This is a genomic window from Cupriavidus sp. FW306-1B-F12B (assembly GCF_058781795.1).
The window spans coordinates 376,593-402,988 of sequence record NZ_JBYSXC010000003.1 but is presented as its reverse complement, the minus strand read 5'-3'; the positions used below and the strand labels follow the sequence as shown (position 1 = coordinate 402,988).

Genomic DNA, 26,396 nt, shown 5'->3' with positions numbered 1-26,396 from the left:
TGGCAGGTTCAGGCGGCTTCGGCCGGCCCTGGCTGGTTGGCCGCCTCGGTCGGGGCGGTGCCGCCGTGGCGCCGCTTCCATTCGTCGAAGCCGCCGGCCAGCGCCCAGGTCTTCGGGTAGCCGGCCACCCGCAGGCGCTCGGCCAGCAGCGCGGCGGACAGTTCATTGGGGCAGGCGCAATAGACCACGATGTCGGCCCCGGCGTGCGGCACGCCCAGCGCGTCCAGGCTGTCCAGCGCGCCCTGCATGTCGAGCACCACCGAGCCGGGGATGCGCTCCATCGGCGTGTCGCCGTGCGCGCGCACGTCGATCACCACCGGCAGGCTGCCGGCGAGCCGGCGCGCTTCCAGCTCATCCACCGTCATGCGCGGCACGCGCCGCGTGCGGCGCAGCAGCCGGAAGCGGCGCCACCAGCGCCACGCCAGGAACAGCGCGAACGCCACCAACAGCCCCACCACGGCCATATGCCCGTAGGCGCTGAACGCCTCCAGGATGGCATCGATGAAATCGCTGAACACCACGCCGATCAGCAGGCCGCTGCCGGCCCAGACCAGCGCGCCGATGGCGTCATAGAACAGGAACACCGGCAACGGCGTGCCGGTCATGCCCGCCATCGCGGTGGACAAGGCCCCGGCACCGGGCAGCAGCTTGGCAATCACCAGCGAGCGCGGCCCCACGCGCAGGTAGAGCGACTGGGTCTGGCGGATGCATGAGTCCTGCGAAATCGATACCCGGCAGATCGTGCGCAGCATCGGCTGCCCCAGCCGGCGCCCGGCGAAGTACCAGCCGGTATCGGCAATCAGGCAGGCGAAGATCACAGCAGCCAGCACCGCGCCGATCGACGGCCCGGTCTCCTGCACGCCCAGCGCGCCGGCGACGAACAGCATCGGGTAGGCCGGCACCGGCAGCCCGGCCTGCTCGACCAGCACATTCAGGAACACCAGCATCAGCCCGTGGTTTTCCAGCAAGGCCTGTAACTCTCCCACCATGTTCTCCCCGTCAGTCCAGGATGCCAGTGTGCCAGTCGCCGGGGGCCCGTGCACCGCCAGCTTTGCATGGGTGTTTCAAATTTCCTGAGTGGCAGGCGCGCTGGCAGAAACCACTCCGACTTACGTTGTCCTACAACATCACACGCCTGCCCCACCGGAGCTCACCCACGGTACGACGGCCGCCATCCATGCTTGAAGTGCCCCTGACTGCATGTTTCTGTCCTTTTTTGCTCGCCGGCAGGACTTCCCAGCGAAAACGCCGGCCGCATCCCGGTTAACCCCGAATGATCGCCAGCCCTATTGCCTTCGCCAGGACCTTGTCATACGATGACTGATAACTCGGATGACCTGCACCGCCGCAGTCAGCCGCCACTGCCACCGGGGCCACTGGCCCGCTCAGGATTGCCGCAATGCTCGCACCCAACGAACTCAAGCAAATCGTCTCCGAAGGCCTGCTGTCCTTCCCCATCACCGACTTCGACGCCCAGGGCGACTTCGCGCCGCAGTCCTACGCCGCGCGGCTGGAGTGGCTGGCCCCGTACGGCGCCACCGCGCTGTTCGCTGCGGGCGGCACCGGCGAGTTCTTCTCGCTGACGCCGCAGGATTACTCGGCCGTGGTCGACACCGCCGTGCGCACCTGCGCCGGCAAGGTGCCGATCCTGGCCGGCGCCGGCGGCCCGACCCGCACCGCCATCGCCTACGCGCAGGAAGCCCAGCGCCTGGGTGCGGCCGGCGTGCTGCTGCTGCCGCACTACCTGACCGAAGCCAGCCAGGACGGCATCGCCGCCCATGTGGAGCAGGTCTGCAAGTCGGTGGATATCGGCGTGATCGTCTACAACCGCGCCAACTCGAAGCTGGATGCGACGCAACTCGCGCGCCTGGCCGAGCGCTGCCCCAACCTGGTCGGCTTCAAGGACGGCGTGGGCGACATCGAGGCCATGGTCAGCATCCGCCGCAAGCTGGGCGACCGCTTCTCCTACCTCGGCGGCCTGCCCACGGCCGAGGTCTATGCCGCGGCCTACAAGGCGCTGGGCGTGCCGGTGTATTCGTCGGCAGTGTTCAACTTCATCCCCAAGACCGCGATGGACTTCTACCGCGCCATCGCCGCGGATGACCACGACACCGTGGGCCGCCTGCTAGACAACTTCTTCCTGCCCTACCTGGCCATCCGCAACCGCAAGGCCGGCTATGCCGTGAGCATCGTCAAGGCCGGCGCCCGACTGGTCGGCCACGACGGCGGCCCGGTGCGCGCGCCGCTGACCGACCTGACCGGCGAGGAGATGGAGATGCTGGGCGCGCTGGTCAACAAGCTCGGCCCGCAGTAAGCAGCAAGCAAGCCGTCCTCGCATTGCATATCGACAGGCCGGCCGCGGGGCACTTGCCCTCCGGCCGGCGTTCCCGTTCCAAACGCTGACAAGGAATCCTTCCATGCACATCACCGGCGACATGCTGATCGGCGCGCAAGCCGTGCGCGGCACCGAAGCCCTGCTGCAGGCCATCAATCCCGCCACCGGCGAAGCCCTGGGCCCTGACTTCCATGGCGGCGGCCAGGCTGAGGTCGAGCGCGCCTGTGCGCTGGCCGAAGCCGCTTTCAACACCTACCGCAACACCACGCCAGAGCAGCGCGCGGCCTTGCTCGAAGCCATCGCCACCGGCATCGAGGCGCTCGGCGACACGCTGATCGAACGCGCCCACCTGGAAAGCGCGCTGCCAATCGCGCGCCTGCAGGGCGAGCGCGGCCGCACCGCCGGCCAGCTGCGCCTGTTCGCCACCGTGCTGCGCGAAGGCCGCTGGCAGCAGGCTACCTTCGACCCCGCGCTGCCCGAGCGCAACCCGCCGCGCCCGGACCTGCGCATGCAGCGCATCGCCATCGGTCCGGTAGCAGTGTTCGGCGCCAGCAACTTCCCGCTGGCGTTCTCCGTGGCCGGCGGCGACACTGCCTCGGCGCTGGCCGCGGGCTGCCCGGTCGTGGTCAAGGCGCACCCGGCGCACCTGGGCACGTCGGAACTGGTGGGGCGCGTGATCCAGCAGGCCGTGCAGGACGCGGGCCTGCCCGACGGCGTGTTCTCGCTGCTGGTCGGGGCGGGCAATGCCATCGGCACGGCACTGGTCACGCATCCGGCAATCCAGGCGGTGGGCTTCACCGGCTCGCGCGCCGGCGGCTTGGCGCTGATGCAGGCGGCCCAGCGCCGCCCGCAGCCGATCCCGGTGTATGCGGAGATGAGCAGCATCAATCCGGTGTTCCTGCTGCCCGCGGCGCTCGATGCGCGCGGCGAGGACATCGGCCGCCAGCTGGTAGATTCGCTGGTGATGGGCGTCGGCCAGTTCTGTACCAACCCCGGGCTGGTGATCGGCATTGAAGGCCCCGCGCTCGACAAGTTCCGCGCCGCGGCGCTCGGCGCGCTGCAAGGCAAGCCGGCGGCGACCATGCTGACGCCCGGCATCCATGCCGCCTTTGAGCAAGGCGTGGCGCAGCTGTCGTCGCTCGACGGCCTGCAACGCATTGGCGATGGCGTCGACGGCAACGGGGCCAACCAGGGGCGGCCGGTAATGTTCGAGACCACCGCGGCGCAGTTCATGGCGGATCACCGGATGCAGGCCGAGGTGTTCGGGCCGTCGACGGTGCTGGTGGTGTGCCGCGATCTTGAAGAGATGCTGGCGGTGGCGCGGCAGCTTGAAGGCCAGCTGACGGCGACGATGCAGCTCGACGATGCCGACCACGCGGCCGCGCGGCGCCTGCTGCCGGTGCTGGAACGCAAGGCCGGGCGGGTGCTGTGCAATGGCTATCCGACTGGGGTTGAGGTTGCCTATGCGATGGTGCATGGCGGGCCGTTCCCGGCGACTTCGGATGCGCGTTCGACTTCGGTGGGGGCGACGGCGATTGACCGGTTCTTGCGGCCGGTTTGTTATCAGAACCTGCCGCAGGCGTTGTTGCCGGAAGCGGTGAAGGGTTGATCGCGCAGGCCCCGCAGTGCGCGGGGCCTTTTTCTTATTGGGGGGTCTTCGCTAGATTTGGGAAGCCCTGCTTTGGCTTGTTGCCATGCGGTCGGTTGTCGCCCTTGGCAACAACAAAAACACCCCGCAAATCTGCGAAGAACCAGCTACGGCCCGCTAGCCCCAGATCAAGCCTCCAGCTTGATCCCCGCCTGCTTCACCACCCCCGCCCATCGCGCCTGCTCGGCAACAAAGAACTTCCCGGTCTCCCCGGGCGTCATCGTCACCACCTCCGCCCCCTGGGCCACCAGCTGCGCGCGCAGATCCGGCGCGCGGATGATGCGGATCAACTCGCCGCTGAGGCGCGCCACCATTGCATCGGGCATGCTGGCCGGAGCCATCACGCCCTGCCACGTCCCGGATTCAAAATTCGGCACGCCCTGCTCGGCGATGGTCGGCACGTTCTGCAGCAGCGGCATGCGCGTGCGCTTGGACTGGGCGATCAGCTTGAGCTTGCCCGACTGCACGTGCGGCAGCGTGGCCAGCATGCCGTTCATCAGCACCTGGGCGCTGCCGCCCACGGTATCGGCAATGGCCTGCGAGCCGCCCTTGTAGGGTACGTATTGCCACTTGGCGCCGGTGGCCTGCTCCACCGCCACGCCGGCCAGGTGCGGCGCGCTGCCGATGGCGGTCACGGCAAAGTTGAGCTGGCTGCGCTGCGACAGCGCCACCAGTTCCTTCACGCTGGCCGCCTGCACCGACGGATGCACCACCAGCAGGTGCGGCGAGTAGGCCAGCATCGACACCGGCTTGAGGTCCTTGGCGATATTGAAGGTCAGCTTGGTATAGACCGACGGGCTGATCGCCAGCGCGCCGATATCGCACAGCATCAGCGTGTGGTTGTCGGTGGCCTGCGCGACCAGTGCCGCGCCGACGTTGCCGTTGGCACCGGGGCGGTTGTCCACCACCACCGACTGGCCCAGCGCCTCGCCCAGCTGCTTGCTGATCAGGCGCGCGATGATGTCCGACGAGCCGCCGGCGGTGTACGGCACCACCAGGCGGATCGGGCGGGTGGGCCAGTCCTGCGCGGCGTGCGCAGCCGATGACAGGCCCGCGAGCGGACCGGCTGCCAGACCGGCGGCCAGTGCGGAGGATTGCTTGAGGAAGGTGCGGCGTCCCTGGGTCATGCTGTTGTCTCCTGTCGATGACGCGAGCGCCGGCGCGGCACGCGATGCGTGCATGCCCGGCGCGTTCTGTGCTGCAGTGTATGGGTTCAGTGCGATGGCTTCAGTCCAGCGCGATCTTGCCCTTCTCGATCACGGTCTTCCAGCGCTGCAGCTCCTGCGCCTCGAACTGGTTGAACTGCTCGGGCGTGTTGGCCACCACCTCGAAGCCGCTCTCGGACAGCTTCTGGCGCATCTTCGGGTCGTTCAGCGATGACACCAGCGCGCCGTGCAGGCGGCTCTTCACCTCGGGCGGCAGGCCGCGCGGCGCGGCCACGCCTTGCCACGAGTACACCTCCACATCCTTCACGCCGGCCTCGGCCATGGTCGGCACATTGGGCAGCACCGGCGAGCGCTTGTCGGAGGTCACCGCCATGGCCTTGAGCTTGCCGGTGCGGATGTGCTGCAGCACGGCGTTGACGTTCTGAAACGACACGTCGACCTGGCCGGCAAGCAGGTCGGAGATGGCCGGGCCGCCGCCCTTGTAGGGCACGTGCAGGCCGTCGGTGGCGCTCTTCTGCCAGAACAGCGCCGCGGTCAGGTGGTCGGACGAGCCTGCGCCGGACGAGGCAAAGCTGACCTTGCCCGGATTCTTCTTCATGTAGGCCACCAGTTCCTGCAGCGTGTTGGCCGGGAACTGCGGATTGGCCACCAGCACATTGGGCGCGCGCACCGCCACGGTCAGCAGGTCGAAGTCCTTGGCCGGGTCATAGGCCAGGTTCTTCTGCAGGAACGGGTTCACCGCGTACACGCCGATCGACGCCACCATCATGGTGTAGCCGTCCGCTGGCGCGCGCTTGACGAAGGTGGCGCCGATAGCGCCGGTCGCGCCGGGGCGGTTGTCGATGACGAAGGGCTGGCCCAGCTTTTCATTGAGCGGCACGGTCAGCATGCGCGCGATGGCGTCGCTGGAGCCGCCCGGCGGGAACGGCACCACCACCGATACCGGGCGTTGCGGCCAGTCCTGTGGCGCGGCGTATGCGGCGGCGCTGACGGTCAGGGCCGCCACCGTGACGACAGAGCCGAGCGCAAAGGCGCGCAGCCAGTGAGGCAGGCGCGGGGCGCGCTGGCGTTGGAACGTGTACATCGTTGTCTCCTGCAGTGTCTTTATCAGATGAGCCGGCCGTGCCGATCACGGCAGCGGCCGGTTGGGCGTTGCCGGTACTGCGTCAGCGCACCATGCAGGGCGCCTTGTTGTTGAACGTCCAGCCGGGGATCAGGAACTGCATCGCCGCGGCATCGTCGCGTGCGCCCAGGCCCTTGCGCTGGTACAGCTCGTGCGCGCGCGCCAGGGCATCCATGTCGAGCTCCACGCCCAGGCCCGGGGTCTTGGGCACCTGCACCAGGCCGCCTTCGATCCGCAGCGGGTTGCGGGTCAGGTTTTCGCCGTCCTGCCAGATCCAGTGCGTGTCGATGGCGGTGACGCGCCCCGGCGCGGCGGCCGCCACGTGGGTGAACATGGCCAGCGAAATATCGAAGTGGTTGTTCGAGTGCGAGCCCCAGGTCAGGCCCCATTCGGCGCACATCTGCGCCACGCGCACCGAGCCCTGCATGGTCCAGAAGTGCGGGTCCGCCAGCGGGATGTCGACCGACTGCAGCCGCACCGCGTGCCCCATCTGGCGCCAGTCGGTGGCGATCATGTTGGTGGCGGTGGGCAGGCCGGTGGCGGTGCGGAACTCGGCCATGATCTCGCGCCCGGAATAGCCGTCTTCGGCGCCGCACGGGTCCTCGGCATAGGCCAGCACGCCGCGCTTGTCGCGGCACAGGCGCACGGCCTCTGCCAGCGACCAGGCGCCGTTGGGATCCAGCGTGATGCGCGCCTTGGGGAAGCGTTCGGCCAGCGCCAGGATCGCTTCCATCTCTTCGTCGCCGCTCAGCACGCCGCCCTTGAGCTTGAAGTCGTTGAAGCCATAGCGCTCGTAAGCGGCTTCGGCCAGGCGCACCACGCCCTCGGGCGTCATCGCCACTTCATTGCGCAGGCGGAACCACACGTTGTCGGCATCAAGCTCGGTGCGGTAGTCCAGCGTGGTGCGCTGGCGATCGCCGATATAGAACAGGTAGCCGAGCATCTCCACGGCGTCGCGCTGCTGGCCTTCGCCGAGCAGTGCGGCCACCGGCACCTCGAGGTGCTGGCCGAGCAGGTCGAGCAGCGCCGCCTCCAGTGCCGTCACGGCATGGATGGTGATGCGCAGGTCAAAGGTCTGCAGGCCGCGGCCGCCGGCGTCGCGGCTGGCGAATGCCGCGCGCACGCGGTTCAGGATGGACTGGTACTGGCCGATGGGCTGGCCCACCAGCAGCGGCCGCGCGTCTTCCAGCGTCTGGCGGATGCCCTCGCCGCCCGGGACCTCGCCCACGCCGGTGTGGCCGGCGCTGTCGCGCACGATCACGATATTGCGGGTGAAGTACGGGCCATGGGCGCCGGACAGGTTCATCAGCATGCTGTCATGCCCGGCCACGGGCACCACGGTCAGTTCGGTCACGACCGGGGTGTGGGCGGACGCCATGGGGGCGGCGGTTGGGGTCATCTCTGGGTTGTCTCCGGCATTTCCGATGGCAGGCGCAGTATCGTTCACCCGGACCATCACATCGCGTATGTTATCTGTCATCGTATGACTGATAACCCAGTATAATGAGGCCATCTCGAACCGGTCAAGTCCGGGAAACCCCGCCCGTATCCACCATGCCGAACTCCACCTCCGCCCAGTCCGTTCCGCCCGTTTCTGCGCCGCAAGCGCCGCTGCGCCGCCGCGGACGCACGCTTGCCGAAGAAGTGGTGCAAGCCCTTGGCGAAGAAATCCGCCAGGGCCAGCTCAAGCCCGGCAACAAGCTGCCGACCGAGTCGGAGATCATGGCGTCGATGGGGGTCAGCCGCACCGTGGTGCGCGAGGCGCTGTCGCGGCTGCAGGCCAGCGGCCTGGTCGAGACGCGCCACGGCATCGGCACCTTCGTGCTGGCGCGCGCGGCCGAGGTACCCTCGCCCTTCCGCATCGGGCCGGACGCGCTGGGCACGGCCATGGATGTGATGGCGATGCTGGAATTCCGCGTCAGCCTTGAGGCCGAGGCCGCGGGCCTGGCCGCGTCGCGCCGCACCGACGCGCAGCTGGCCGCGATGCGCCAGGCGCTGGACGAGCTCAAGCGCAGTGCCGGCGCCGGCAACGACGCCGTGGAGAGCGATTTTGCCTTCCACCTGGCGATTGCACGCGCCACCGGCAACCGCTACTTCACCGACATCATGGGCCACCTGGGCACCATGGTGATCCCGCGCAGCCGCCTGCAGGTCAGCACGCCCGAGCGCGAGCAGTACCTGGACCGCGTCAGCATCGAGCACGAGAACATCTACGACGCGATCGAGCGCCGCGACCCCGACGGGGCCAAGGCCGCCATGCGCATGCACCTGACCAACAGCCGCGAACGGCTGCGCAAGGCCTCGGCGCCGGCCGGTGCCCAGGGCTGAGCGGCGCACCCGCACTGGGTGTGGTGCGCCCGCCAAGTCATACGATGTCTAATGATAACGACCAGGAATTAAGGGGTCAGCCGGCAACGCCGCGCAAAGTCCACCAGCTCCACCAGGGACGAGACCTGCAGCTTGCCCATGATGCGTGCCTTGTAGCTGCTGACGGTCTTGTTGCTGATAAAGAGGCTGGCGCTGATGGCCTTGTAGGACATGCCGCGCGCCAGCATCTGCAGCACTACCAGTTCCTTGTCGGAAAGGCGCCGCAGGATCTCCTCATCCGCCGACATGGCCTGGCGCGGCGCGCCGCCGCGGCTGAGCATCGGGAACACGGTATAGCCCGCCAGCACCGCCTCGACCGCACGCAGGATTTCCTTGATGTCCTGGGTCTTGCTGACGAAGCCCTGCGCACCGGCCTGCCATGAGCGGCTGATGAACACCGCCGGGTCCAGCGCCGTCACCACCAGAATGCGCACCTGCGGATGGATCGCGCGCAGGCGCGGCGCCACATCCAGCCCGCTGGAGCGCGGGATGTCCAGGTCGAGCAGCACGAGGTCCGGCGTGCGCGCGCGCACCAGCTCGATGGCGCACTGTCCGTTGTCTGCTTCGATCACCTCGTCTACGCCAAGCAGCTGCAGCAGATGGTGCCTGAGCACCAGCCGCATCGCCGGATGGTCGTCAACGATCAGGATGGTTGTCATGCGTGGCTTCGTAGTCCGGGAACGCATCGGCGACGGCGCGCATTCTGCCCGGGGCATGGGATGGCAGGGCGATCAACACGCGGGGCGCGACGCTGCGCCAGTATAGGGAGCCGCGGACGCTGGCAGGATGGGAGAAATCGGTTTCGCATGAGGCCGAATCCTAGGCCCGCCTCAGACACGCGCTCATGCCGGAGCACCGGGCCGCGGCGGTGTGCCCCTGCGCACGGCAGGGACAACGGCAAACAGCCAGTGGTGCTACTCTATTCCAGCGTGTTTCATCCATGGAGAACACTGTGCCTCGCAAGACCCCCATCGAGCGCTACCGCAACATCGGCATCAGCGCGCATATCGACGCCGGCAAGACCACGACGACCGAACGGATCCTGTTCTACACGGGCGTCAACCACAAGCTGGGCGAAGTGCACGATGGCGCGGCCACCATGGACTGGATGGAGCAGGAGCAGGAGCGCGGCATCACCATCACGTCGGCCGCCACCACTGCCTTCTGGAAAGGCATGGCCGGCAACTACCCCGAACACCGCATCAACATCATCGATACGCCGGGACACGTCGACTTCACCATCGAAGTCGAGCGCTCCATGCGCGTGCTTGACGGCGCCTGCATGGTCTACGACGCCGTCGGCGGCGTGCAGCCACAGTCCGAGACGGTCTGGCGCCAGGCCAACAAGTACGCGGTGCCGCGCATTGCCTTCGTCAACAAGATGGACCGCGTCGGCGCCGACTTCTTCCGCGTGCAGACGCAGATCGCCGACCGCCTCAAGGGCCGCGCCGTGCCGATCCAGATCCCGCTGGGCGCCGAGGACCATTTCCAGGGCGTGGTCGACCTGGTCAAGATGAAGGCCATCGTCTGGGACGATGCCAGCCAGGGCGTGCGCTTTGCCTACCAGGACATCCCGGCGGAGCTGCTGGCGACCGCACAGGAATGGCGCGACAAGATGGTCGAAGCCGCCGCCGAGGCCGACGAGACGCTGCTCAACCAGTACCTGTCGGGCGAGCCGCTGACCGAGGAGCAGATCAAGCGCGGCCTGCGCAAGCGCACCATCGCCAACGAGATCGTGCCGATGCTGTGCGGCAGCGCCTTCAAGAACAAGGGCGTGCAGAGCATGCTGGACGCGGTCATCGACTACCTGCCTTCGCCCGCCGACGTGCCGGCCATCCTGGGCCACACCGAAGACGACCGCGAAGCCGAACGCCATCCCAACGACGACGAGCCCTTTGCCGCGCTGGCGTTCAAGATCATGACCGACCCCTTTGTCGGCCAGCTGATCTTCTTCCGCGTCTATTCCGGCGTGGTCAAATCCGGCGACACCGTCTACAACCCGGTCAAGGCCAAGCGCGAGCGCCTGGGCCGCATCCTGCAGATGCACGCCAACGTGCGCCAGGAGATCAAGGAGGTGCGCGCCGGCGACATCGCCGCGGCCGTCGGCCTGAAAGAAGCGACCACCGGCGACACCCTGTGCGACCCCGACAAGGTCATCATCCTGGAGCGCATGAGCTTCCCGGAACCGGTGATCTCGCAGGCAGTGGAACCCAGGACCAAGGCCGACCAGGAAAAGATGGGCATTGCGCTGAACCGCCTTGCGCAGGAAGACCCGTCCTTCCGCGTGACCACGGACGAGGAATCCGGCCAGACCATCATCTCCGGCATGGGCGAGCTGCACCTGGAAATCCTGGTCGACCGCATGCGGCGCGAGTTCGGCGTGGAGGCATCGGTCGGCAAGCCCCAGGTGGCCTACCGCGAGACCATCCGCCAGCCGGTCAAGGACGTGGAAGGCAAGTTCATCAAGCAATCGGGCGGACGCGGCCAGTACGGCCACGTGGTGCTCAACCTCGAGCCGATGCCGCACGGCGGCGGCTATGAGTTCGTCGATGCCATCAAGGGCGGCGTGGTGCCGCGCGAATTCATCCCCGCGGTGGACAAGGGCATCCGCGAGACCCTGCAGTCAGGCGTGCTGGCCGGCTACCCGATCGTCGACATCAAGGCCACGCTGGTGTTCGGCTCCTACCATGACGTCGACTCGAACGAGAACGCATTCCGCATGGCCGGCTCGATGGCGTTCAAGGAAGGCATGCGCCGGGCCAGGCCCGTCCTGCTGGAGCCGATGATGGCCGTCGAGGTGGAAACGCCTGAGGAATTCACCGGCAACGTGATGGGCGATCTGTCGTCACGACGCGGCATGGTGCACGGCATGGAAGACATCGCCGGTGGCGGCGGCAAGATCGTGCGCGCCGAGGTGCCGCTGGCAACCATGTTCGGCTACTCCACCACGCTGCGCTCGCTGACGCAGGGGCGCGCGACGTACACGATGGAGTTCAAGCACTATGCCGAGGCGCCGGCCAATGTGGCTGAGGCGGTGATATCGACGAAGCGGGGGTAACAATGATTTGCTCCTCTCCTCCGCGTGCGGGAGAGGGGCCGGGGCAGAGGGCCGGCGCATCCACGCGCCCGCGCCCTCCTCCTTCATCGCGATCAGCAGGCCGCCGCCGTCATCTTGAAGATCCCCTGCGCATTCCCGGCATCAAACCCCAGGTCATAACGCTGCGGCGCTGCCGCTTCATCGGCAAAGCGGTCGCGCGTGATGAACTCGTAGAACGATCCCGGCACGTCCCGCTCCATCGTCTCGCCGTGCGCGCCGACGAAGGCGCGGCGCACCGTATCCGCGCGGAACGCGGTCTGCTTGACGCGGCCGCTGCGCGAGACTTCCACCTTGTCCTTCATCGGCCGGCCCAGCTGCTTCTGCTGCTCGGCGAGCGCGAACACATCGTCGACGCGGTCGGTGGCGTGGTTGAAGGCGTTGCCTTCGGTGGCGACCCAGGCCATCTCCGCCGATTCACTGAGCAGGGTTTCATAGTCGGCGAGGCTCGGGGTGGCGTGCTGGCGCTCGAAGCATGGCACCAGCAGGCCGACCAGCTCGGCGCCGTCAACCAGGTCCAGCGCGCCGTCGCGCTCCAGCTGCCACAGCAGGGTCTGCGCGCGCGGCGTGAGCGGGTCGGCGGAGGTGCCGGTGACGCGGCTGACGGCGGCGCGGAAGGCTTCGCTGAAGCGTTCCGGATGGAATTCGCTGAGGAAGAACTGGGCGATGTCCTCGGGCGCGTCGGCATGCGCGTATGAGCGGCCGGTCATGCCGATGCGGTCCAGCGGATAGGTGCCGTTGAGCACGTAGCCGAGCGGGCGCAGGATGCGGGTGAAGGCGGCCTCGCCTTCGGGCAGCGCGCCGTTGTCGCGCCACTTGACCGTGCGCAGCGCGCCGTGGTCGAAGGTGACCTTGCCGCCGGCGGCGGCAACGTCGTCGGTGTAGGCGCGGCCGCTCGGCACGCGCTCGAGGATGCCGCCGAACAGCACCATGTTCAGGGCCTGGGCGATTTCCGCGCGGCTGGCGCGGCCCTGCGGGGCCTGCGGCAGATCCGCGGGCAAGGTGACCAGCGCGAGCAGTTGCGCGGCGCGGGCGGCGCCGACGTTGGCGGTGAGAAGCGTGGAGAGATTGGAGGTCATGGGCGCAAACAGGTGAACACTGGGATGGCAGCCGGGCTGGCGACGATACGCGGGGCAGGATAGGGGCACCCCCATGGCGCGCACAAGCGCGCATTGCGCACAACGTTGTGCGTGCGGCGCACGACCGCGGTAGCGGTGCGGCCTGGCGCCGCTGTTTATACTGTCAGCCTTCCTTCCCTCGCAGTCCCATGAGAAACGACATCCCCAACCTGGGCGCGCTGCAGGCCTTCGAGGCCTCGGCGCGGCTGGGCAGCTTTACCCGCGCCGCGGCAGAGCTGGCGCTGACGCACAGCGCGGTGGGGCGGCAGGTGGCGCAGCTGGAGCAGCGCCTGGGCGTGGCGCTGTTCACGCGCGTGCGCCGGCGCCTGGAGCTGACCGATACCGGGCGCGAATACGCCGCGCGCATTCGCCGGCACCTGGACCACCTGCAGCGCGACACGCTGGAAATCACCACCGGCCGGGCCATGGGCTACACGCTGGAGCTGGCGGTGGTGCCCACCTTTGCCACCCAATGGCTGATCCCGCGCCTGCCGGACTTTGCGCGGCGCCATCCCAATGTGACGGTCAACCTGGCGGCGCGCTCGCAGCCGTTCTCGTTCCAGGAATGCGCCTATGACGCGGCGATTTATTTCGGCGACCAGTTCTGGCCCGGCACGCGCGGCGGCGTGATCTTCCGCGAAGGCGGCATGGTGCCGGTGTGCAGTCCCGCCTTCCTGGCCGGGCATCCCGTGACCGACGCCGCCAGCCTGGCGCGCTGCCGCCACCTGCACCTGAGCACGCGCGCCAACGCCTGGCGCGACTGGTACGCGGCACAGGGCTGGGCCTATGACCTGGCCGCCTCGCGCGGGCCGCGCTACGAACTGTTCACGATGATGACGGCCGCCGCTACGGCCGGGCTTGGCATCGGCCTGGCGCCGCGCCTGCTGATCGAGCGCGAGCTGCAGACCGGCCAGCTGGTGATCCCGCTGGCGGGCATGCTGGACGAACAGCAGGGCTACTACTTTGCTTATCCGGAGGGCCGGCCCGAATCCGAAGCGCTGGCGGCCTTCCGCAACTGGATCCTGGGCCTGTCGCGCGATGCGCCGGCCACCGCTGCCGGCAACTGATCGCGCCGCCTCGCTGCGCCCCATGACGCACTTTCCGGGGGCGTTTGCGCAATGCAGGTAAACTAGCGCCTGTGCGCCGCACCCGGGACGACCCGGAACATGCCTCCCCGGTCATATCGGCCCTGGCCGCCATGACTGCCGAAGCGGGCGCCGGCGAACCCGCTCAATGGCCTTCGGGCCGCTCCCGTGGCGCCGGCAACCGGCGCTGCCCAAGGCTTGCCCGGCAACACTGCCGGCATTCGCCGCCAACCAGGCATCGCCGCCCACTTCGACCTTCGCCCGGGCCCTGCGCATCCGTTGCGCTGCGCCCGATGACGACCCGCGCGCCCCCGCGCGGGACTGGAACCCGCAGGCCATCGGCCTGACGGAACCGCGCCGGCGCGCTGCAAGCACCGGGGCGGCTCGGACTTCCGGAGGAAATCCATGAACCAGACAGCCAGCCACTGGCTGCTGGCGGCCGGGCTTTTGCCTTTCGTCGCCCTTGCCGCCCTCACCGGCACCAACGCCCACGCCGAGCCAGGCGTGACCCTGTACGGCATCGCCAGCTCCGCCGTGCGCTACACCTCCAACCTGGATGGCCACCACAACGGCCAGGCCGCACTGGTCTCCGGCGGCATGGTCGGCAGCCGCTTCGGCCTGAAGGGCGATGAAGACCTGGGCGGCGGCAACCACGCCATCTTCCAGCTCGAGGCCGGCATCGGCAGTGACGACGGCCGCTCCAGCTACAACGCGCTGTTCGGGCGCCAGGCCTATGCGGGACTTTCCGGCGACTGGGGCAGCCTGACCTTCGGGCGCCAGTACAACGCGCTGAACAATATTGGCTGGGCCTTCAATCCGCTGGACCAGGGCTGGGGCAATTTCTGGTCCGACCCGCTGTATATCGGCGGCGACATCTTCTTCCAGGACTACCGCATCAACAACAGCGTGGTCTACAAGAAGACCGCAGGCCCGCTCACGCTGCAGCTGGACTACGGCGCCGGCGAGCAGCCCGGCAGCCTGGCGCGCGGCACCACGCTGGGGGGCGGGCTGATGTTCCAGCAGGGCGCGCTGGCGCTGGGCACGGCCTATGACCAGCGCAAGAGCGCCGACGGCGGCAACACCGTGCGCAACTACTCGGTGGGCGGCTCCTACGCTTTCGGCAAGGCCACGGCCTACCTCGGACATATGGGCCGGCGCGAATCGGCGGGCGACGCTCGCTTCAATATTGCCTTTGCCGGCCTCGGTTACCAGCTCACGCCGGCGCTGCACGTCTCGGGCGCCTACTACCGCTACTGGCAGGGTGGCAACGTGACTACGCAGTTCCAGGACGTGCCGGCGCTGCTGGGCAGCGGCAACGCTGACAGCATCGCCGTGGTGGCCGACTATGCGTTGTCCAAGCGCACCAGCCTGTACCTGGAAGCCGATGCCGTGCACGCGCGCGGCGGCGCGGTCGGACGCGAGACCGAATACTGGGCCGGCGCGCCCGCCGCGGGCGTGGACAGCACCACGCGCGTGGGCGTCATGCTTGGCATGCGGCATCACTTCTGAGGATCGCGGCGGCTCCACCGGGTGCCGCTGCAGGAAGGCGCGCAGCGCCATGCTGACGCGCCTTTTTTTCCATGCCGCACGAAAGAATTACCACGGCGGCAGCCGGCAACTTCAGCCCCATGCGTACTGCGCCACAAACGGCGCAGGCATGGTCATTGCGCATGCCATGCATTCCAACTCTTGCGACAAGGAGCACAGCATGCCGAACCAACCTCCCACCAGTGCAGGCGCGGCCATCATCGGTTCAGGCGTGGGCGAAGGCCCGGGCCCTGAAGTGATGGCGGCATCGAGCCTTGACGGCACCAAGGCCTATTCATCCGATGGCGAACACGTCGGCAAGATTTCCGAAATCATGCTGGACGTGCCGCACGGCCGCATCGCCTACGCGGTGCTGACCACCGGCGGCTTCCTCGGCATCGGCGACACGCTGCACGCCATCCCATGGAATGCACTGGTCATGGACACCGACGAGAAATGCTTCCGGATTGCGGTGACGGCAGACCGGCTCAAATCCGCACCGGGCTTCAACAAGGACAGTTGGCCGAGCATGGCCGATCCCCAGTGGGGCAAGTCGCTGCACGAGTACTACGGCCGCGACCCGTACTGGGTGTCCCCGCCGCTGTAGGCCTGCGCAGGGGCTACGCCCAGGTGGCAAGCAGCCAGCGCGCGGCCGGCGCGGCCAGGCCGATACCCGCCACGCCCGGCAGCAGGCGCTGCACCGCGCGTGGCGCATAGGACAGGCCCAGCGCCACGGCAAGCGCGCTGGCGGTCAGCGTGCCAAGCCACGACACCGTTCCCAGCGGCCCGCCGTCGGCAGCAACATGGAGCGACCAGGCCAGCGCGAGCGCGCCGGCACCCGCCGCGCGCAGCCCGGCCACGGCGCGCCGCGACGGCATGCTGCCGCGGCCATGGATATCGGCATGGTGGCGGTCGAGCGACAGCGCCAGTGCGGCGAATCCTGACAGCGACAGTGCGAAGGCAGCCAGCATATTCATGCGGGCTCCTGCGTGACGGCAGCCACTTCGGCCACCTTCTGCGGCTGGCGCAACGTGCGCCGCGGTGCCGGCTGCCTGCGTCCGGCCATCCAGGCCGCGGCTGCCAGCGCGATGCCGAGCGCCAGCGTCACCAGGTCGAAGCCAGCCACCGCCGCCGGCCCGCGTCCCTGCAGCAAGCTCACGCCCAGGTGCGATCCGGTGGTCAGGGCATTGAGCACCGGGACGCCCCCGAACAGCGCCGCCCCCACCCACAACTGCGCGCGCCACATGCCGCGCGCGGGGCGCAGCAGCGCCAGCAGCGCGCTGGCGGCCCAGGCGATGAAGAACCAGCGAATCTCCGCCTCGGGCCGCTGCGCCAGTTCCACCGGCAACAGGCGGTTGGCCCAGAAGTAGCTGGCAAAGGCAATCGGCAGGCCGGCGATGGCGCCGATGTTCAGCGCCTCGACCAGGCGCAGGCCAGCGCTGGGGCGTGCCCCTGCAGCCAGCGCCTTGGCCTGCTGCTGGCGCGTGCGTACCGCCCACAGGATCGCCCCGGTGGCCACCATGGCGGTGCCGGCAAGACCGCACAGGAAGAACAGCGCGCGCAGGCCTGGTGAAGCAAAGCCGGCGATGTGCAGGCCGGTCATGACGCTGCGCGTCAGCTCTGCCGCTGACTTGTCTTCTGCGTACGCGCGCAGCATGGCGCCGCTGGTGCCGGAGAATTCAAGCGTGGACGCATCGTGTGCCAGCGTAGTCGGCTCGGCACGGGTCAGCGCCACGGTGGCATTGGCATCGCCCGGCAGGTTCACGGTGATGCGCCCCGGCGCGGCCCCCTGCCAGCGTCGCTCCGCCTGCGCCACCATGTCTGCCATGCTTGCCAGCGCGGCGGGCGTGCCCGCTGCGCTGGCTGGCCGCGGACGTAGCATCGCCTCGGCCTGGAAAGCGCGCTCGCCGCCGCGGTAGGCGGCCTCGATCCCCCAGGGCATATACATGAACAGCAGCGTGACCAGCCCGGTGTAGGTGATCATCAGGTGGAACGGCAGCGCCAGCACCGCCAGCGCATTGTGCGCATCGAGCCAGGATCGCTGGCCCTTGCCGCGCCGGAACGTGAAGAAGTCGGCAAAGATGCGCCGGTGCGTGATGACGCCGCTGACGATGGCCACCAGCATGAACATGGCGCAGAAGCCGGCGATCCAGCGCGCCCACTTGGCCGGCATGTAGTGCAGGTCGAAATGCAGCCGGTACAGGAACTCGCCGCCGCGGGTCTCGCGCGCGGCCTGCAGCGGCGCGCCGGTGGCCGGGTCGAGCAAGCGGCTGTCGAACCGGCGCGGCTTGCCGTCGGCGTCGCGCGGCGCCTGGCCCGGCTTGTAGACCCACCGCACGGTGGCGGCCTGGCGCCGATCGTCGGGCAGCGTGATGAACCAGCGCGCGGCATCCGGTGCCTGCCGGCTGAGGTAGCGCACCGCGTTCTGCGCCACCTGCGCGGCCGGCACCTCGGCGGCGGGCGCGGTGCGATGCAGCTCGGGCCGCATCCACAGCGAGATCTCTTCCTTGAAATAGCTGGCGGTGCCGCCGCAGAACATCAGCAGCAACACCCAGCACACCAGCAGGCCACTCCAGGTATGGAGCCATGCCATCGACTGCCTGAAACCCGCGCGCATCAGCCGCCCCGTCCCACGGCCAGCAGCGCCAACAGCAGCGCTGCCGGCAGCGCCAGCCCGGCCCAGGCTCGCCACGCGCTGCGCACCGCGAAGACCCAGACCACCGCCGCGGCATAGATCGCAAAGGACAGCAGCGTGGCCGTGGTCACGGCATCGGGCCGCGCCATCGGCAGCCACACGGACAGGGCCGCGGTGGCCAACGCCGCCAGCGCGTAGCCGCCAGCAATGGCCGCGACCGCGCGCGAGGCTACCCCGGCGCGATAGCGCCAGCCGGACGCGTGGGCCTGGCTCATGCCGGCACGCGCAGTACTGCGCCGCAGGCCAGGCCGGCCGTCATGGCTGGGGCCGACTGCAGCGGCATGCCAGAGACGGGGCGTCGATGGCGGGAGGAAAGTCGATACATGGCGCAGGACCGGGGCAAGAAATCGTTAAGAATGATAACAATTCTCATTACTGGCCTCAAGGTCGTACATTGCGCCACCGGGTCACCCTCAAAAAACGAGGCCACCCGTAAAATTTTCCTTGTAATGAGATCGATTCCCATTTACTATGCGATCACTGCCTGACGCACGATGCACCAGCCGACAGGCAGACCGGCCAGCTCCGGCGCGCCGCGGCACGCGGCAGCAACCGAAGCTGGCAGGAACGACAGGATTTTCCGGATGCCGCCGCTGCGGCATTCGACACCGACTTTTGTGGGGACCGCTCCGTCACGCGGAGCGTTTGGCAGTAGCCAGTCTTCGGAAGATCGGGAAAGCAACCAGACCCCGCTTTCCCGATCGCGTCTTCCGGTGACAAGCCAGGCCACCTTTTTATTCCGCGCGTCGTGCAGGCACGGCGCGCCGCCAGGGACGGGAGCGCCAGCGCTGGTCCGGCCCTGGCGCTTCAGCCTGAAATCCCGCCAAGCCATCGACGCCGCCAGTGCGCGGCGCCAGGCCGGGCGCCGCCCTGCGCGCGGGGCGCCAGCCGCATGCCAATGCCTTCCGCCATGTCATTCGAGAGCACAAACCCGATCCATCTCAAGCGCGCCGGCCTGAAGGCCACGTCGCCGCGCATGCGGATCCTTGAAGTGTTCCGCACCAGCGCCCAGCGCCACCTGAGCGCCGAAGACGTCTACCGCATCCTGCTGACCCAGGACGAGGATGCGGGACTGTCCACGGTGTATCGCGTGCTCAACCAGCTGGTGCAGGCCGACATCCTGCTGCGGCACAGCTTCGAGTCCGACCACGCCGTGTTCGAACTCAACGAAGGCGGCCACCATGACCACCTGATCTGCGTCGCCTGCGGCCGCGTGGAGGAATTCCGCGATGAAAGCATCGAGCAGCGCCAGCGCCAGGTAGCCGCCGACAACGCCTTTGTCTTGCGCGAGCACATGCTGGTGCTGTATGGCGTCTGCCCGCAATGCCGGGCCGGCGCCACCGAGGCCGAGCCCACGCCGGAGCTGCCCGCCCGGGCGTAAGCGCGCACCTGACGGAGCCATCCATGGAGCGCCTGAACAAGCCCCTGTCCGAACTGAAACGCCTGATCAACCTGTGCCTGCGGCAGGAGCCCGGCTGCCACGACTGCCAGCTGCGCGCGGTCTGCGTGCACCGGCCCGACCACACCGGCTGCAACTGGAGCGCCGAAGTCGACTTCCCCGAACGCAGCGAAGCCGACGCAGTGCGTCACCTGCGCCAGGCGCGCCGCGTGGTGATGATGGTGCGCGAGCAGTACAACGTGGCGGCGGGCACGGCGGCACAGGCCTGAGTCAGTGGCCTGGCGTCCTGGCTCAGATATCGAGCTGCGCTGCAGTGATGCCGAGTGCGGCGGCAATGCGCTCACGCGAGGTCTTGCGCAGGCGGGTGCTGTTCTCCTGCTGCGCATAGGCTGGCTGTGAAATGCCGAGGCGCACTGCGACGTCTGCCTGGGTCAGGCCAAGATGCTCGCGCCAGGCGCGCAGAGGCGGCACGTCATCGGCTAGCACGCGACGCACGACCGCATGCGGAACCAGATCACTGGCGCGCGCATATTGCGAGACGTAGTCCCCATAGGGAATCACGACAAACGCCGGCTTGCCATCCGGCCCGATGATCGTCTGGATGTTAGTAGGTGCGTTCATCCCGCTTTCTCACTTCCTGTATTTCCACGATTCGTATCGCTCCGTCCCAGTCGAACAGCACCCGGTAGTTGCCGACTCTGAGCCGATAGCCATAGGCATGGTTGGCTAGCGCTTTGACATATTGGCAGTTCGGCATATGCCCCAATCCCTCAATCGCATCAAGGATCGTGACGCGCATTGGCTTGTCGAGCTTTCGGACTTGCCTCGTGGCCTTCGTTGCCCAATATATCGAGTTCATCACTCGAATATAAGAAAATTATAGGCAACAAAGACACTATGGCAATGAATATAAGTTTATTCTTACCCGGAGGAGCTCAACGTTTGACCGCTACACCAGCTGCCGGACTGACGCCCTGCTCCACCCCCGCCACCGGCCGCAACACCAGCCACACCGCCACCCCGATCAGCGCGCCACCCGCCGCGTGCGCCCACGACAGTGCCTCGCCCAGGAACAGCGCGCCCCAGACGATGCCGAACGGCGGGATCAGGAAGGTGACGCTCAGCGAGCGCACCGGGCCCAGGTCGGCAATCAGTCGGTAATACAGGATGTAGGCCAGCGCCGTGCACAGCACGCCCAGCCCCAGCATGGCCGCCCACACGCCGGCGCCGGCAGCGGGCAGCGTGTTGTGGCGCCACAGCGCGGCGAGGCAGAAGGGCAGCAGGAACACGGTGGCGCCGACCATGCTGCCGGCGGCAACCAGCCGGCTGTCGAGGCCGCCGCGCTGCGTGATCCAGCGCCGCGCGAGAAAGCCGGACAGCCCGTAGCAGGCGGTGGCCAGCAGGCAGGCCAGCGCGCCCAGCAGCACGTCCGCCGAGAACGCCACCGGTCCGGTGCGGGTCAGCACCGCGACGCCCGCCACGCCCAGCAGCACGCCCGCGGCCTTGGCGCGCGTGAGCCGTTCGGAAAACGCCAGCGCGCCGATCAGCACGCCCATCAGCGGGGTCATGGCATTGAACACGGCCGAATAACCGGCCGGCAGCCACAGCGCGGCGATGGCGTACATGACAAACGGGATACCGGAATTGACCACACCAAGCGCCAGCACCGCCGGCCATTTGCCCTGCAAATCCCAGCGCAGCTTCAGCAGCGGCAGGCATGCCGCCAGCGTGAGCGCCCCGATCAGCACCCGGGCGAAGGCGGTCGGCATCGGTCCCAGCACTGGCACGCCGATGCGGATAAACAGGAAACTGGCCCCCCAGATGGCGGCCAGGGCAAGCAAGCGGGCGAGATCGGCGGGTTTCATCAGGGGAACCGGGAGGCGCGGGTTGAAGGTTGCCGCGATTTGACGCCTGTGCGGCGCATACCGCAAGCCGGATTCGGACCTGTGCCCCGCCGTCGCCACGATGGCGACCCGCTTTCCGGCAGGAATCCAAGTGGTGTTGACTGATTTACAACATTTTTGAGCGCCGTTCTCCGCACAATGTCGCGCAAACTCGTCACTTTTCTTACAGAGCCTTTCATCATCACCCCACGCTGGAGGGGGCGCTGTTACCGAGGCGTGACAAGCCGCCTTCGATTAAATTAAACTCTGGTCTGCGCCAGAGTTAATTGACCCCTCCGACGCATTCCCGACAAGCCGCCAGGGCTCCTGGCGGCTTCTTTTTTGTCCAAAGGGTAAAATGCGCCTTATCAGGCGCATGCGCACCAGTCCAACAGGATGACAGGCTGCCGCGCCGCCGGCATCACAACGCCTGCAAACACCGAGCTCCGGACGCCGCCTGCGTCAACCGGCGCGGCGCCTGCCGCGTTGCCAGTCCACATGAAACGACAGTTCCTGGGCCTGCTGGCCCGCGTCTACGTCCTGCAATTTGCGCTCGAAGTCCCGGCTACAGTGGCCATGCTTGCCGACATGTTGCTGGAATACGGCTTCCAGGTCGATATCGGTTCAGTGCGCCCGTTGCTGCGCGCCCTGCAAATGGAAGGCTATCTGGAAAGCGTGCTGCGCGACGGCATCGGCCGGGTCTACCTGCTGACCGAGCGCGGTCGAGAAGAACTGCAGGCCAGCCGCCAGCGCATCGACGATCTCTACCGCCGCCTGCACGCCGGCCAGCCGGCCACCGACGAAGTGCCGCGCCAGGCCTGATCCGGCCAGCGCGGCTGCCGCGGCGCGGGGAGCGTACCCGTTTCTGCGGGCCATCTCCTCGCCGCGAGGCGCGCCTTGTGCCTTACTTCTTCTCCGCCTTCCCTTCGTAGCGCTTGCTCCATTCAGCCAGGATGCGGTCGCGGTTGTCGCTCGCCCAGCGGAAGTCGTTCTTGATCAGGCGCTTTTCGTAGTCGGCGGGCAGCAGCGCATCGGGCTTGGCAATGCCGGGCACGGCCAGCACGGCAAAGTTCTTCTCATACAGCGCCATCGCTTCGCGCGAGGCCGAGAAGTCAGCCAGCTTGCGCGCGGCGTCCAGGTTCCTGGTGCCCTTGACGATGGCGGTGGCCTCGATGTCCCAGCCCAGGCCTTCGCCAGGCAGCACGATATCGATCGGCGCGCCTTCCTTCTTCGACTTCATGGCACGGTACTCGAACGCAATGCCGATCGGGAACTCGCCCTGCGCGGCCATCTTGCACGGCTTGGAGCCCGAGTGCGTGTACAGGCCGATGTTCTTGTGCAGGGCATCCATGTACTGCCAGCCCTTCTGCTCGCCCATCATCTGCAGCCAGGCGCTGACATCGAGGAAGCCCGTGCCCGACGAGGCCGGGTGCGGCATCACCACCTTGCCCGCGTAGATCGGCTTGGTCAGGTCGGCCCACGAGGTCGGCTTGGGCAGGCCCTGCTTCTGCGCCTCCACGGTGTTGAAGCAGATCGCCGCGCCCCACACGTCCATGCCGACCCATGCCGGCGGGTTGGCCGGGCTGCGGTACTTGGCATCGATCGCGGCCAGGTTCTTCGGCGCATACGGGTCGAGCATGCCTTCCTTGTCCAGGATCGCCAGGCTGGAGCCGGCCAGGCCCCACACCGCATCGGCGCGCGGCGCGGCCTTTTCCGCCAGCAGCTTGGCGGTGACGATGCCGGTGGAGTCGCGCACCCATTTGATTTCGATATCGGGATGCACCTTCTCGAACGCGGTCTTGTAGGCGGCGATCTGGTCGGCTTCGAGCGCGGTATAGACCGTCAGCACGGTGGCGGCGCTGGCATTGCCGGCCAGCATCGGCAGGGCGGCCGCGGCGGCAAGCGCCGCGACAAGGTTGGTGATGCGGGACATGGTTTCTCCTTTGGGTTCGGTCAGTGTTCCGGAATGCAGGGGTACGGCGAAGCGGGCAAGGGTCAGCCGGCGCGCCAGCGTTGCGCGCGGCGCAGCCAGCCGGCCGAGACCGCGTGCAGCAGCAAGGCCGCCAGCACCGAGGTCAGCAGGATCAGCGTCGACATCGCGGCAGCGGGCGCGGTGTCGCCGGCATCGTCCATGTTCAGCACCGAGATCGCCGCCAGCACGGTGTCGGGGCTGTACAGGAAGATCACCGCCGAGACCGTGGTCATCGACGACACGAAGAGGTAGCGGAAGATATCGAGCAGTGCCGGCAGGCACACCGGCACCGTCACGCGCCAGCACGTCACCAGCGGCGCCACCCCGAGCGACAGCGCCGCGGCCTCGAACTCGTTGTCGAGCTGGCGCAGCGCCGCGGCCGCGGTCAGGTGGCCGGTGGTGTAGCAGTGCGCCACGTTGCACAGCACCAGCAGCGCCATGGTGCCGTACAGCGCGTGCAGCGGATTGCCGGGCGCGTTGAAGAAGAACACATAGCCCAGGCCCAGCACCAGCCCCGGCACCGCCATCGGCAACAGGAAGCCCGCGCGCAGCACGCCGTGCAGCCAGGCCGGGCCGCGCGTGCGCAGCGTCAGCCAGGCGCCCAGGAAGATCGCCGCCGTGCCCGCCAGCGCGGTCAGCGCCGACAGCTTCAGGCTGTTGCGGTAGGCCAGCCAGCCGCCGCCGTCCATGTTGTCGAAGTCGTAATGCGCCAGCGTCAGGCCCAGGTTGTATGGCCACAGCTTGACCAGCGACGCGCCCACCGCAGTGGCGATCACTGCCAGCAGCGCGGCACTGACCAGCGCCACCAGCAGCAGGCACGCGCTGTCGCGGCCGCGCGCGGGCGCCGGCACATACACCTGCGCGCGGCTGCCCATCTGCGTGCGCTGGCGCTGCTGCATTGCCATGTCCACGGCAAAGGTCAGCAGCGCGGGCGCCAGCAGCAGCATGCCAATCAGCGCGCCGCGGTCGAACTGCTGCTGCCCGACCACGGCCTTGTACGCTTCCAGCGCCAGCACCGGATAACCGCCGCCCACCACCTTGGGTACGCCAAAGTCCGTGATCACCAGCGTCAGCACCAGGCAGGCGGCGGCGAACAGGCCCTGGCGCGCGCCCGGCAGCGTGACCGTGCAGAAGGTGCGCCACGGGCTGGCGCCCATCGCGCGCGCCGCCTCATAGAGGCGCGCATCGGCCAGCGACAATGTCGCCACCAGCACCATCAGCGCATGCGGGAAGGTGTAGAAGGCCTCGCCCAGCACGATGCCCCAGAAGCCATAGATGCCGCCCGGCCCGAAGGCGCCGCGAAAGATGCCCTGGTTGCCGAACAGGTAGACCAGCGCGATCGCCGGCAGCAGCGACGGCGCAAACAGCGGCAACAGCGCAATGCCGCGCCACAGCGGCCGCAGTGCGATGCAGGAACGCTGCAGCGCATAGGCAAAGCCAAATGCCAGCGGCACCACCAGCGCCACCACCGCCAGCGACACCGCCACGCTGCGGCCGAGCATCGGCAGGAAGTTGGGGCTGGTCACAAGCGCCGCCATGCGCGCGCCCAGCGCCCATTGCCCCGCCGCATCGAACCACGCCTGGCGGAACAGCGCCAGCAACGGCAGCAGCAGGCCGACGGCCAGCCCGGCCAGCCAGAGCCACTTCATCGCGGCGGGGGCACCGTGCGCCAGCCGGGAGGCCAGGCCGGTGCCGCGCGGCGATACTGCCTGGGTAGCCGCGGGCAGGACGACAGTGACCGCGCGCATCATGCAAACACCCGCAACGCCCGCGCGGGCAGCGCAATCCAGAACTTGTGGCCGCCCGCGTCGGGCAGCCGGTGCCGAGCTTCGCGCGCCACGTCGGCAAACAGGGCCAGCCCCGGCAGGCGGTCCGCTTCCAGCGCCAGCCGGTAGCGGTTGCCGAGGTAGGTCTGGTCGACCACGCGCGCCAGCAGCCGGTTGGGCTCGGCGGGATCCGGGTCCAGCCGCACCGCTTCCGGGCGGCAGCACAGCCGGCCGGCGGATGCCGCCGGCTGCGGCGTGTCGACCAGGAATTCGACGGCCTGGCTGCCCTCGCCAACGGTGAAGCGCCCGGCCTGCGCGCTGCGCCCCGGCAGCCAGTTGGCCTGCCCGACAAAACCGGCGACAAAGGCCGACGCCGGCTGCTCATAGATTTCGGCGGGAGTGCCGGCCTGCACGATGCGCCCGCCGTCCATCACGGCAATGCGGTCGGCCATGGTCATGGCCTCTTCCTGGTCGTGGGTGACCATCACGGTGGTGATATTCAGCCTGCGCTGCAGCTGGCGCAGCTCCAGCCGCAGGTGTTCGCGCACGCGCGCGTCGAGTGCCGACATCGGCTCATCCAGCAGCAGCAGCGAAGGCGCCGGCGCCAGCGCACGGGCCATCGCCACGCGCTGCTGCTGACCGCCGGAGAGCTGGCCCGGGAACTTGCGCTCGCTGCCGGCCAGGCCGACCAGGTCGAGCATCTCGGCCACGCGCGCGTCGCGGTGCGTGCGTCCCATGCCGCGCCCATGCAGGCCATAGGCCACGTTCTGCGCCACGGTCAGGTTGGGAAACAGCGCGTAGGACTGGAACAGGATGCCGTAGTCGCGCGCCTGCGGCGGCAGGCCGGTCAGTTCACGCGCGCCGGCATGGATGCGCCCTGCGTCCTCGCGCTCAAGTCCCGCGATGATGCGCAGCAGCGTGGTCTTGCCGCACCCGGACGGGCCCAGCAGGCACAGCAGCTCCCCCTGCCCGACCGACAGCGACACGCCGTCCAGCGCGACGAAGCTGCCAAAGCGCTTGCTGACCTGCTCCACCGCCAGGAATGCCCGGCCCTCCCCGGACTTGCCTGCCTGCATCACCGAATCTCCGCAATCTCAGTTGAATCGGTCGCCAGCATAGGCAGCGCAGATGCCAGCCGTGTGGCAGATCGGCAAAGTATTTCGATGGAGGTATCGGGGGATTTGGGATGGGGCAGCGGCGCATGCACGCCGGCAAGTT

General features: G+C 68.3%; 25 protein-coding genes. 10 read left to right on the top strand and 15 right to left on the bottom strand.

Translation table 11 applies throughout. The features are described from left to right. Window positions 1-8: 8 nt before the first annotated feature. Complete coding sequence (locus AC3WLE_RS08125; protein ID WP_492319291.1) at window positions 9-989, bottom strand: DedA family protein/thiosulfate sulfurtransferase GlpE; 981 nt, start codon at window positions 987-989, stop codon at window positions 9-11. Window positions 990-1,399: 410 nt separating this feature from the next. Between AC3WLE_RS08125 and kdgD the strand changes: the two genes are divergently transcribed. Then, window positions 1,400-2,314 carry a 5-dehydro-4-deoxyglucarate dehydratase gene (gene kdgD / locus AC3WLE_RS08120; RefSeq protein WP_492319292.1) on the top strand — a complete coding sequence of 305 codons (915 nt, stop codon included), beginning with the start codon at window positions 1,400-1,402 and terminating at the stop codon, window positions 2,312-2,314. Between the two features lie 103 nt (window positions 2,315-2,417). Next, entirely contained in the window at window positions 2,418-3,944 is a 1,527-nt protein-coding gene (locus AC3WLE_RS08115; RefSeq protein ID WP_492352710.1) for an aldehyde dehydrogenase (NADP(+)), read from the top strand. A 167-nt stretch (window positions 3,945-4,111) separates the two neighbouring features. Here AC3WLE_RS08115 and AC3WLE_RS08110 read toward each other — a convergent pair whose 3' ends face one another. The 3 genes from AC3WLE_RS08110 to gudD all read right to left on the bottom strand — a co-directional run bounded on the left by AC3WLE_RS08110 (window position 4,112) and on the right by gudD (window position 7,671). Further along, a complete protein-coding gene (locus tag AC3WLE_RS08110) occupies window positions 4,112-5,110 on the bottom strand; it encodes a Bug family tripartite tricarboxylate transporter substrate binding protein (RefSeq protein ID WP_492319294.1) in 999 nt (332 codons plus the stop codon). A gap of 100 nt (window positions 5,111-5,210) precedes the next feature. After that, the gene (locus tag AC3WLE_RS08105) at window positions 5,211-6,233 is read right to left on the bottom strand and encodes a Bug family tripartite tricarboxylate transporter substrate binding protein (RefSeq protein WP_492352709.1); all 1,023 of its coding nucleotides are present in this window, start codon (window positions 6,231-6,233) and stop codon (window positions 5,211-5,213) included. A gap of 82 nt (window positions 6,234-6,315) precedes the next feature. Then, on the bottom strand, window positions 6,316-7,671 hold the full coding sequence (gene gudD / locus AC3WLE_RS08100; protein WP_492357126.1) for a glucarate dehydratase: 1,356 nt from the start codon (window positions 7,669-7,671) through the stop codon (window positions 6,316-6,318). Between the two features lie 155 nt (window positions 7,672-7,826). On the opposite strand from gudD, the gene AC3WLE_RS08095 reads away from it, so the two are divergent. Further along, entirely contained in the window at window positions 7,827-8,600 is a 774-nt protein-coding gene (locus tag AC3WLE_RS08095; RefSeq protein WP_492319297.1) for a FadR/GntR family transcriptional regulator, read from the top strand. Between the two features lie 68 nt (window positions 8,601-8,668). Here AC3WLE_RS08095 and AC3WLE_RS08090 read toward each other — a convergent pair whose 3' ends face one another. Beyond that, window positions 8,669-9,298, bottom strand: a complete 630-nt coding sequence (locus AC3WLE_RS08090) for a response regulator (RefSeq protein WP_492319298.1) — start codon at window positions 9,296-9,298, stop codon at window positions 8,669-8,671. Between the two features lie 293 nt (window positions 9,299-9,591). On the opposite strand from AC3WLE_RS08090, the gene fusA reads away from it, so the two are divergent. Continuing rightward, the gene (gene fusA / locus AC3WLE_RS08085) at window positions 9,592-11,697 is read left to right on the top strand and encodes an elongation factor G (RefSeq protein WP_492319299.1); all 2,106 of its coding nucleotides are present in this window, start codon (window positions 9,592-9,594) and stop codon (window positions 11,695-11,697) included. Between the two features lie 92 nt (window positions 11,698-11,789). Here the strand turns inward: fusA and AC3WLE_RS08080 are convergent, their stop codons facing one another. Beyond that, the gene (locus tag AC3WLE_RS08080) at window positions 11,790-12,812 is read right to left on the bottom strand and encodes a DUF1338 domain-containing protein (protein ID WP_492357125.1); all 1,023 of its coding nucleotides are present in this window, start codon (window positions 12,810-12,812) and stop codon (window positions 11,790-11,792) included. Between the two features lie 188 nt (window positions 12,813-13,000). Here AC3WLE_RS08080 and AC3WLE_RS08075 point away from each other — a divergent pair, with 188 nt between their 5' ends. The 3 genes from AC3WLE_RS08075 to AC3WLE_RS08065 all read left to right on the top strand — a co-directional run bounded on the left by AC3WLE_RS08075 (window position 13,001) and on the right by AC3WLE_RS08065 (window position 16,070). Next, window positions 13,001-13,918, top strand: coding sequence for a LysR substrate-binding domain-containing protein (locus AC3WLE_RS08075; RefSeq protein ID WP_010814030.1), 918 nt, complete (start codon window positions 13,001-13,003; stop codon window positions 13,916-13,918). A 423-nt stretch (window positions 13,919-14,341) separates the two neighbouring features. Continuing rightward, window positions 14,342-15,445 carry a porin gene (locus tag AC3WLE_RS08070; RefSeq protein WP_492357124.1) on the top strand — a complete coding sequence of 368 codons (1,104 nt, stop codon included), beginning with the start codon at window positions 14,342-14,344 and terminating at the stop codon, window positions 15,443-15,445. 199 nt (window positions 15,446-15,644) lie between these two features. After that, window positions 15,645-16,070 (top strand): PRC-barrel domain-containing protein, encoded by a 426-nt coding sequence (locus AC3WLE_RS08065; protein ID WP_492319302.1) that lies wholly within the window; start codon window positions 15,645-15,647, stop codon window positions 16,068-16,070. Between the two features lie 13 nt (window positions 16,071-16,083). Here AC3WLE_RS08065 and AC3WLE_RS08060 read toward each other — a convergent pair whose 3' ends face one another. Genes AC3WLE_RS08060 through AC3WLE_RS08050 form a run of 3 tightly spaced genes read right to left on the bottom strand, consistent with a single transcriptional unit; the run spans window position 16,084 to window position 18,373 of the window. Next, complete coding sequence (locus AC3WLE_RS08060) at window positions 16,084-16,440, bottom strand: DUF3325 domain-containing protein (protein WP_492352704.1); 357 nt, start codon at window positions 16,438-16,440, stop codon at window positions 16,084-16,086. Further along, complete coding sequence (locus AC3WLE_RS08055) at window positions 16,437-18,080, bottom strand: PepSY-associated TM helix domain-containing protein (RefSeq protein WP_492357123.1); 1,644 nt, start codon at window positions 18,078-18,080, stop codon at window positions 16,437-16,439. The genes AC3WLE_RS08060 and AC3WLE_RS08055 overlap by 4 nt, the downstream gene beginning before the upstream one ends. After that, a complete protein-coding gene (locus tag AC3WLE_RS08050) occupies window positions 18,080-18,373 on the bottom strand; it encodes a DUF3649 domain-containing protein (protein ID WP_492319305.1) in 294 nt (97 codons plus the stop codon). The genes AC3WLE_RS08055 and AC3WLE_RS08050 overlap by 1 nt, the downstream gene beginning before the upstream one ends. A gap of 677 nt (window positions 18,374-19,050) precedes the next feature. On the opposite strand from AC3WLE_RS08050, the gene fur reads away from it, so the two are divergent. Further along, a complete protein-coding gene (gene fur, locus AC3WLE_RS08045; RefSeq protein ID WP_492319306.1) occupies window positions 19,051-19,539 on the top strand; it encodes a ferric iron uptake transcriptional regulator in 489 nt (162 codons plus the stop codon). 23 nt (window positions 19,540-19,562) lie between these two features. Continuing rightward, on the top strand, window positions 19,563-19,826 hold the full coding sequence (locus tag AC3WLE_RS08040; protein ID WP_010814037.1) for a hypothetical protein: 264 nt from the start codon (window positions 19,563-19,565) through the stop codon (window positions 19,824-19,826). A gap of 22 nt (window positions 19,827-19,848) precedes the next feature. Here AC3WLE_RS08040 and AC3WLE_RS08035 read toward each other — a convergent pair whose 3' ends face one another. From AC3WLE_RS08035 to AC3WLE_RS08025, 3 genes are all read right to left on the bottom strand, one after another. After that, complete coding sequence (locus AC3WLE_RS08035; RefSeq protein ID WP_492319308.1) at window positions 19,849-20,178, bottom strand: helix-turn-helix domain-containing protein; 330 nt, start codon at window positions 20,176-20,178, stop codon at window positions 19,849-19,851. After that, window positions 20,162-20,416 carry a type II toxin-antitoxin system RelE family toxin gene (locus AC3WLE_RS08030; protein WP_492352702.1) on the bottom strand — a complete coding sequence of 85 codons (255 nt, stop codon included), beginning with the start codon at window positions 20,414-20,416 and terminating at the stop codon, window positions 20,162-20,164. The genes AC3WLE_RS08035 and AC3WLE_RS08030 overlap by 17 nt, the downstream gene beginning before the upstream one ends. Window positions 20,417-20,492: 76 nt before the next feature. Beyond that, window positions 20,493-21,422: a DMT family transporter gene (locus AC3WLE_RS08025; protein ID WP_492357122.1), complete on the bottom strand. Its 930-nt coding sequence runs from the start codon at window positions 21,420-21,422 to the stop codon at window positions 20,493-20,495. 516 nt (window positions 21,423-21,938) lie between these two features. On the opposite strand from AC3WLE_RS08025, the gene AC3WLE_RS08020 reads away from it, so the two are divergent. Then, window positions 21,939-22,262, top strand: a complete 324-nt coding sequence (locus tag AC3WLE_RS08020; protein WP_492319311.1) for a PadR family transcriptional regulator — start codon at window positions 21,939-21,941, stop codon at window positions 22,260-22,262. Window positions 22,263-22,344: 82 nt separating this feature from the next. Here AC3WLE_RS08020 and AC3WLE_RS08015 read toward each other — a convergent pair whose 3' ends face one another. The 3 genes from AC3WLE_RS08015 to AC3WLE_RS08005 all read right to left on the bottom strand — a co-directional run bounded on the left by AC3WLE_RS08015 (window position 22,345) and on the right by AC3WLE_RS08005 (window position 26,254). Then, window positions 22,345-23,373: a putative 2-aminoethylphosphonate ABC transporter substrate-binding protein gene (locus AC3WLE_RS08015; protein ID WP_492319312.1), complete on the bottom strand. Its 1,029-nt coding sequence runs from the start codon at window positions 23,371-23,373 to the stop codon at window positions 22,345-22,347. Between the two features lie 62 nt (window positions 23,374-23,435). Beyond that, window positions 23,436-25,163, bottom strand: a complete 1,728-nt coding sequence (locus AC3WLE_RS08010; protein WP_492319313.1) for a putative 2-aminoethylphosphonate ABC transporter permease subunit — start codon at window positions 25,161-25,163, stop codon at window positions 23,436-23,438. Beyond that, window positions 25,160-26,254 carry a putative 2-aminoethylphosphonate ABC transporter ATP-binding protein gene (locus tag AC3WLE_RS08005; RefSeq protein WP_492319314.1) on the bottom strand — a complete coding sequence of 365 codons (1,095 nt, stop codon included), beginning with the start codon at window positions 26,252-26,254 and terminating at the stop codon, window positions 25,160-25,162. Before AC3WLE_RS08005 ends, AC3WLE_RS08010 begins: the two co-directional genes overlap by 4 nt. Window positions 26,255-26,396: the final 142 nt, after the last annotated feature.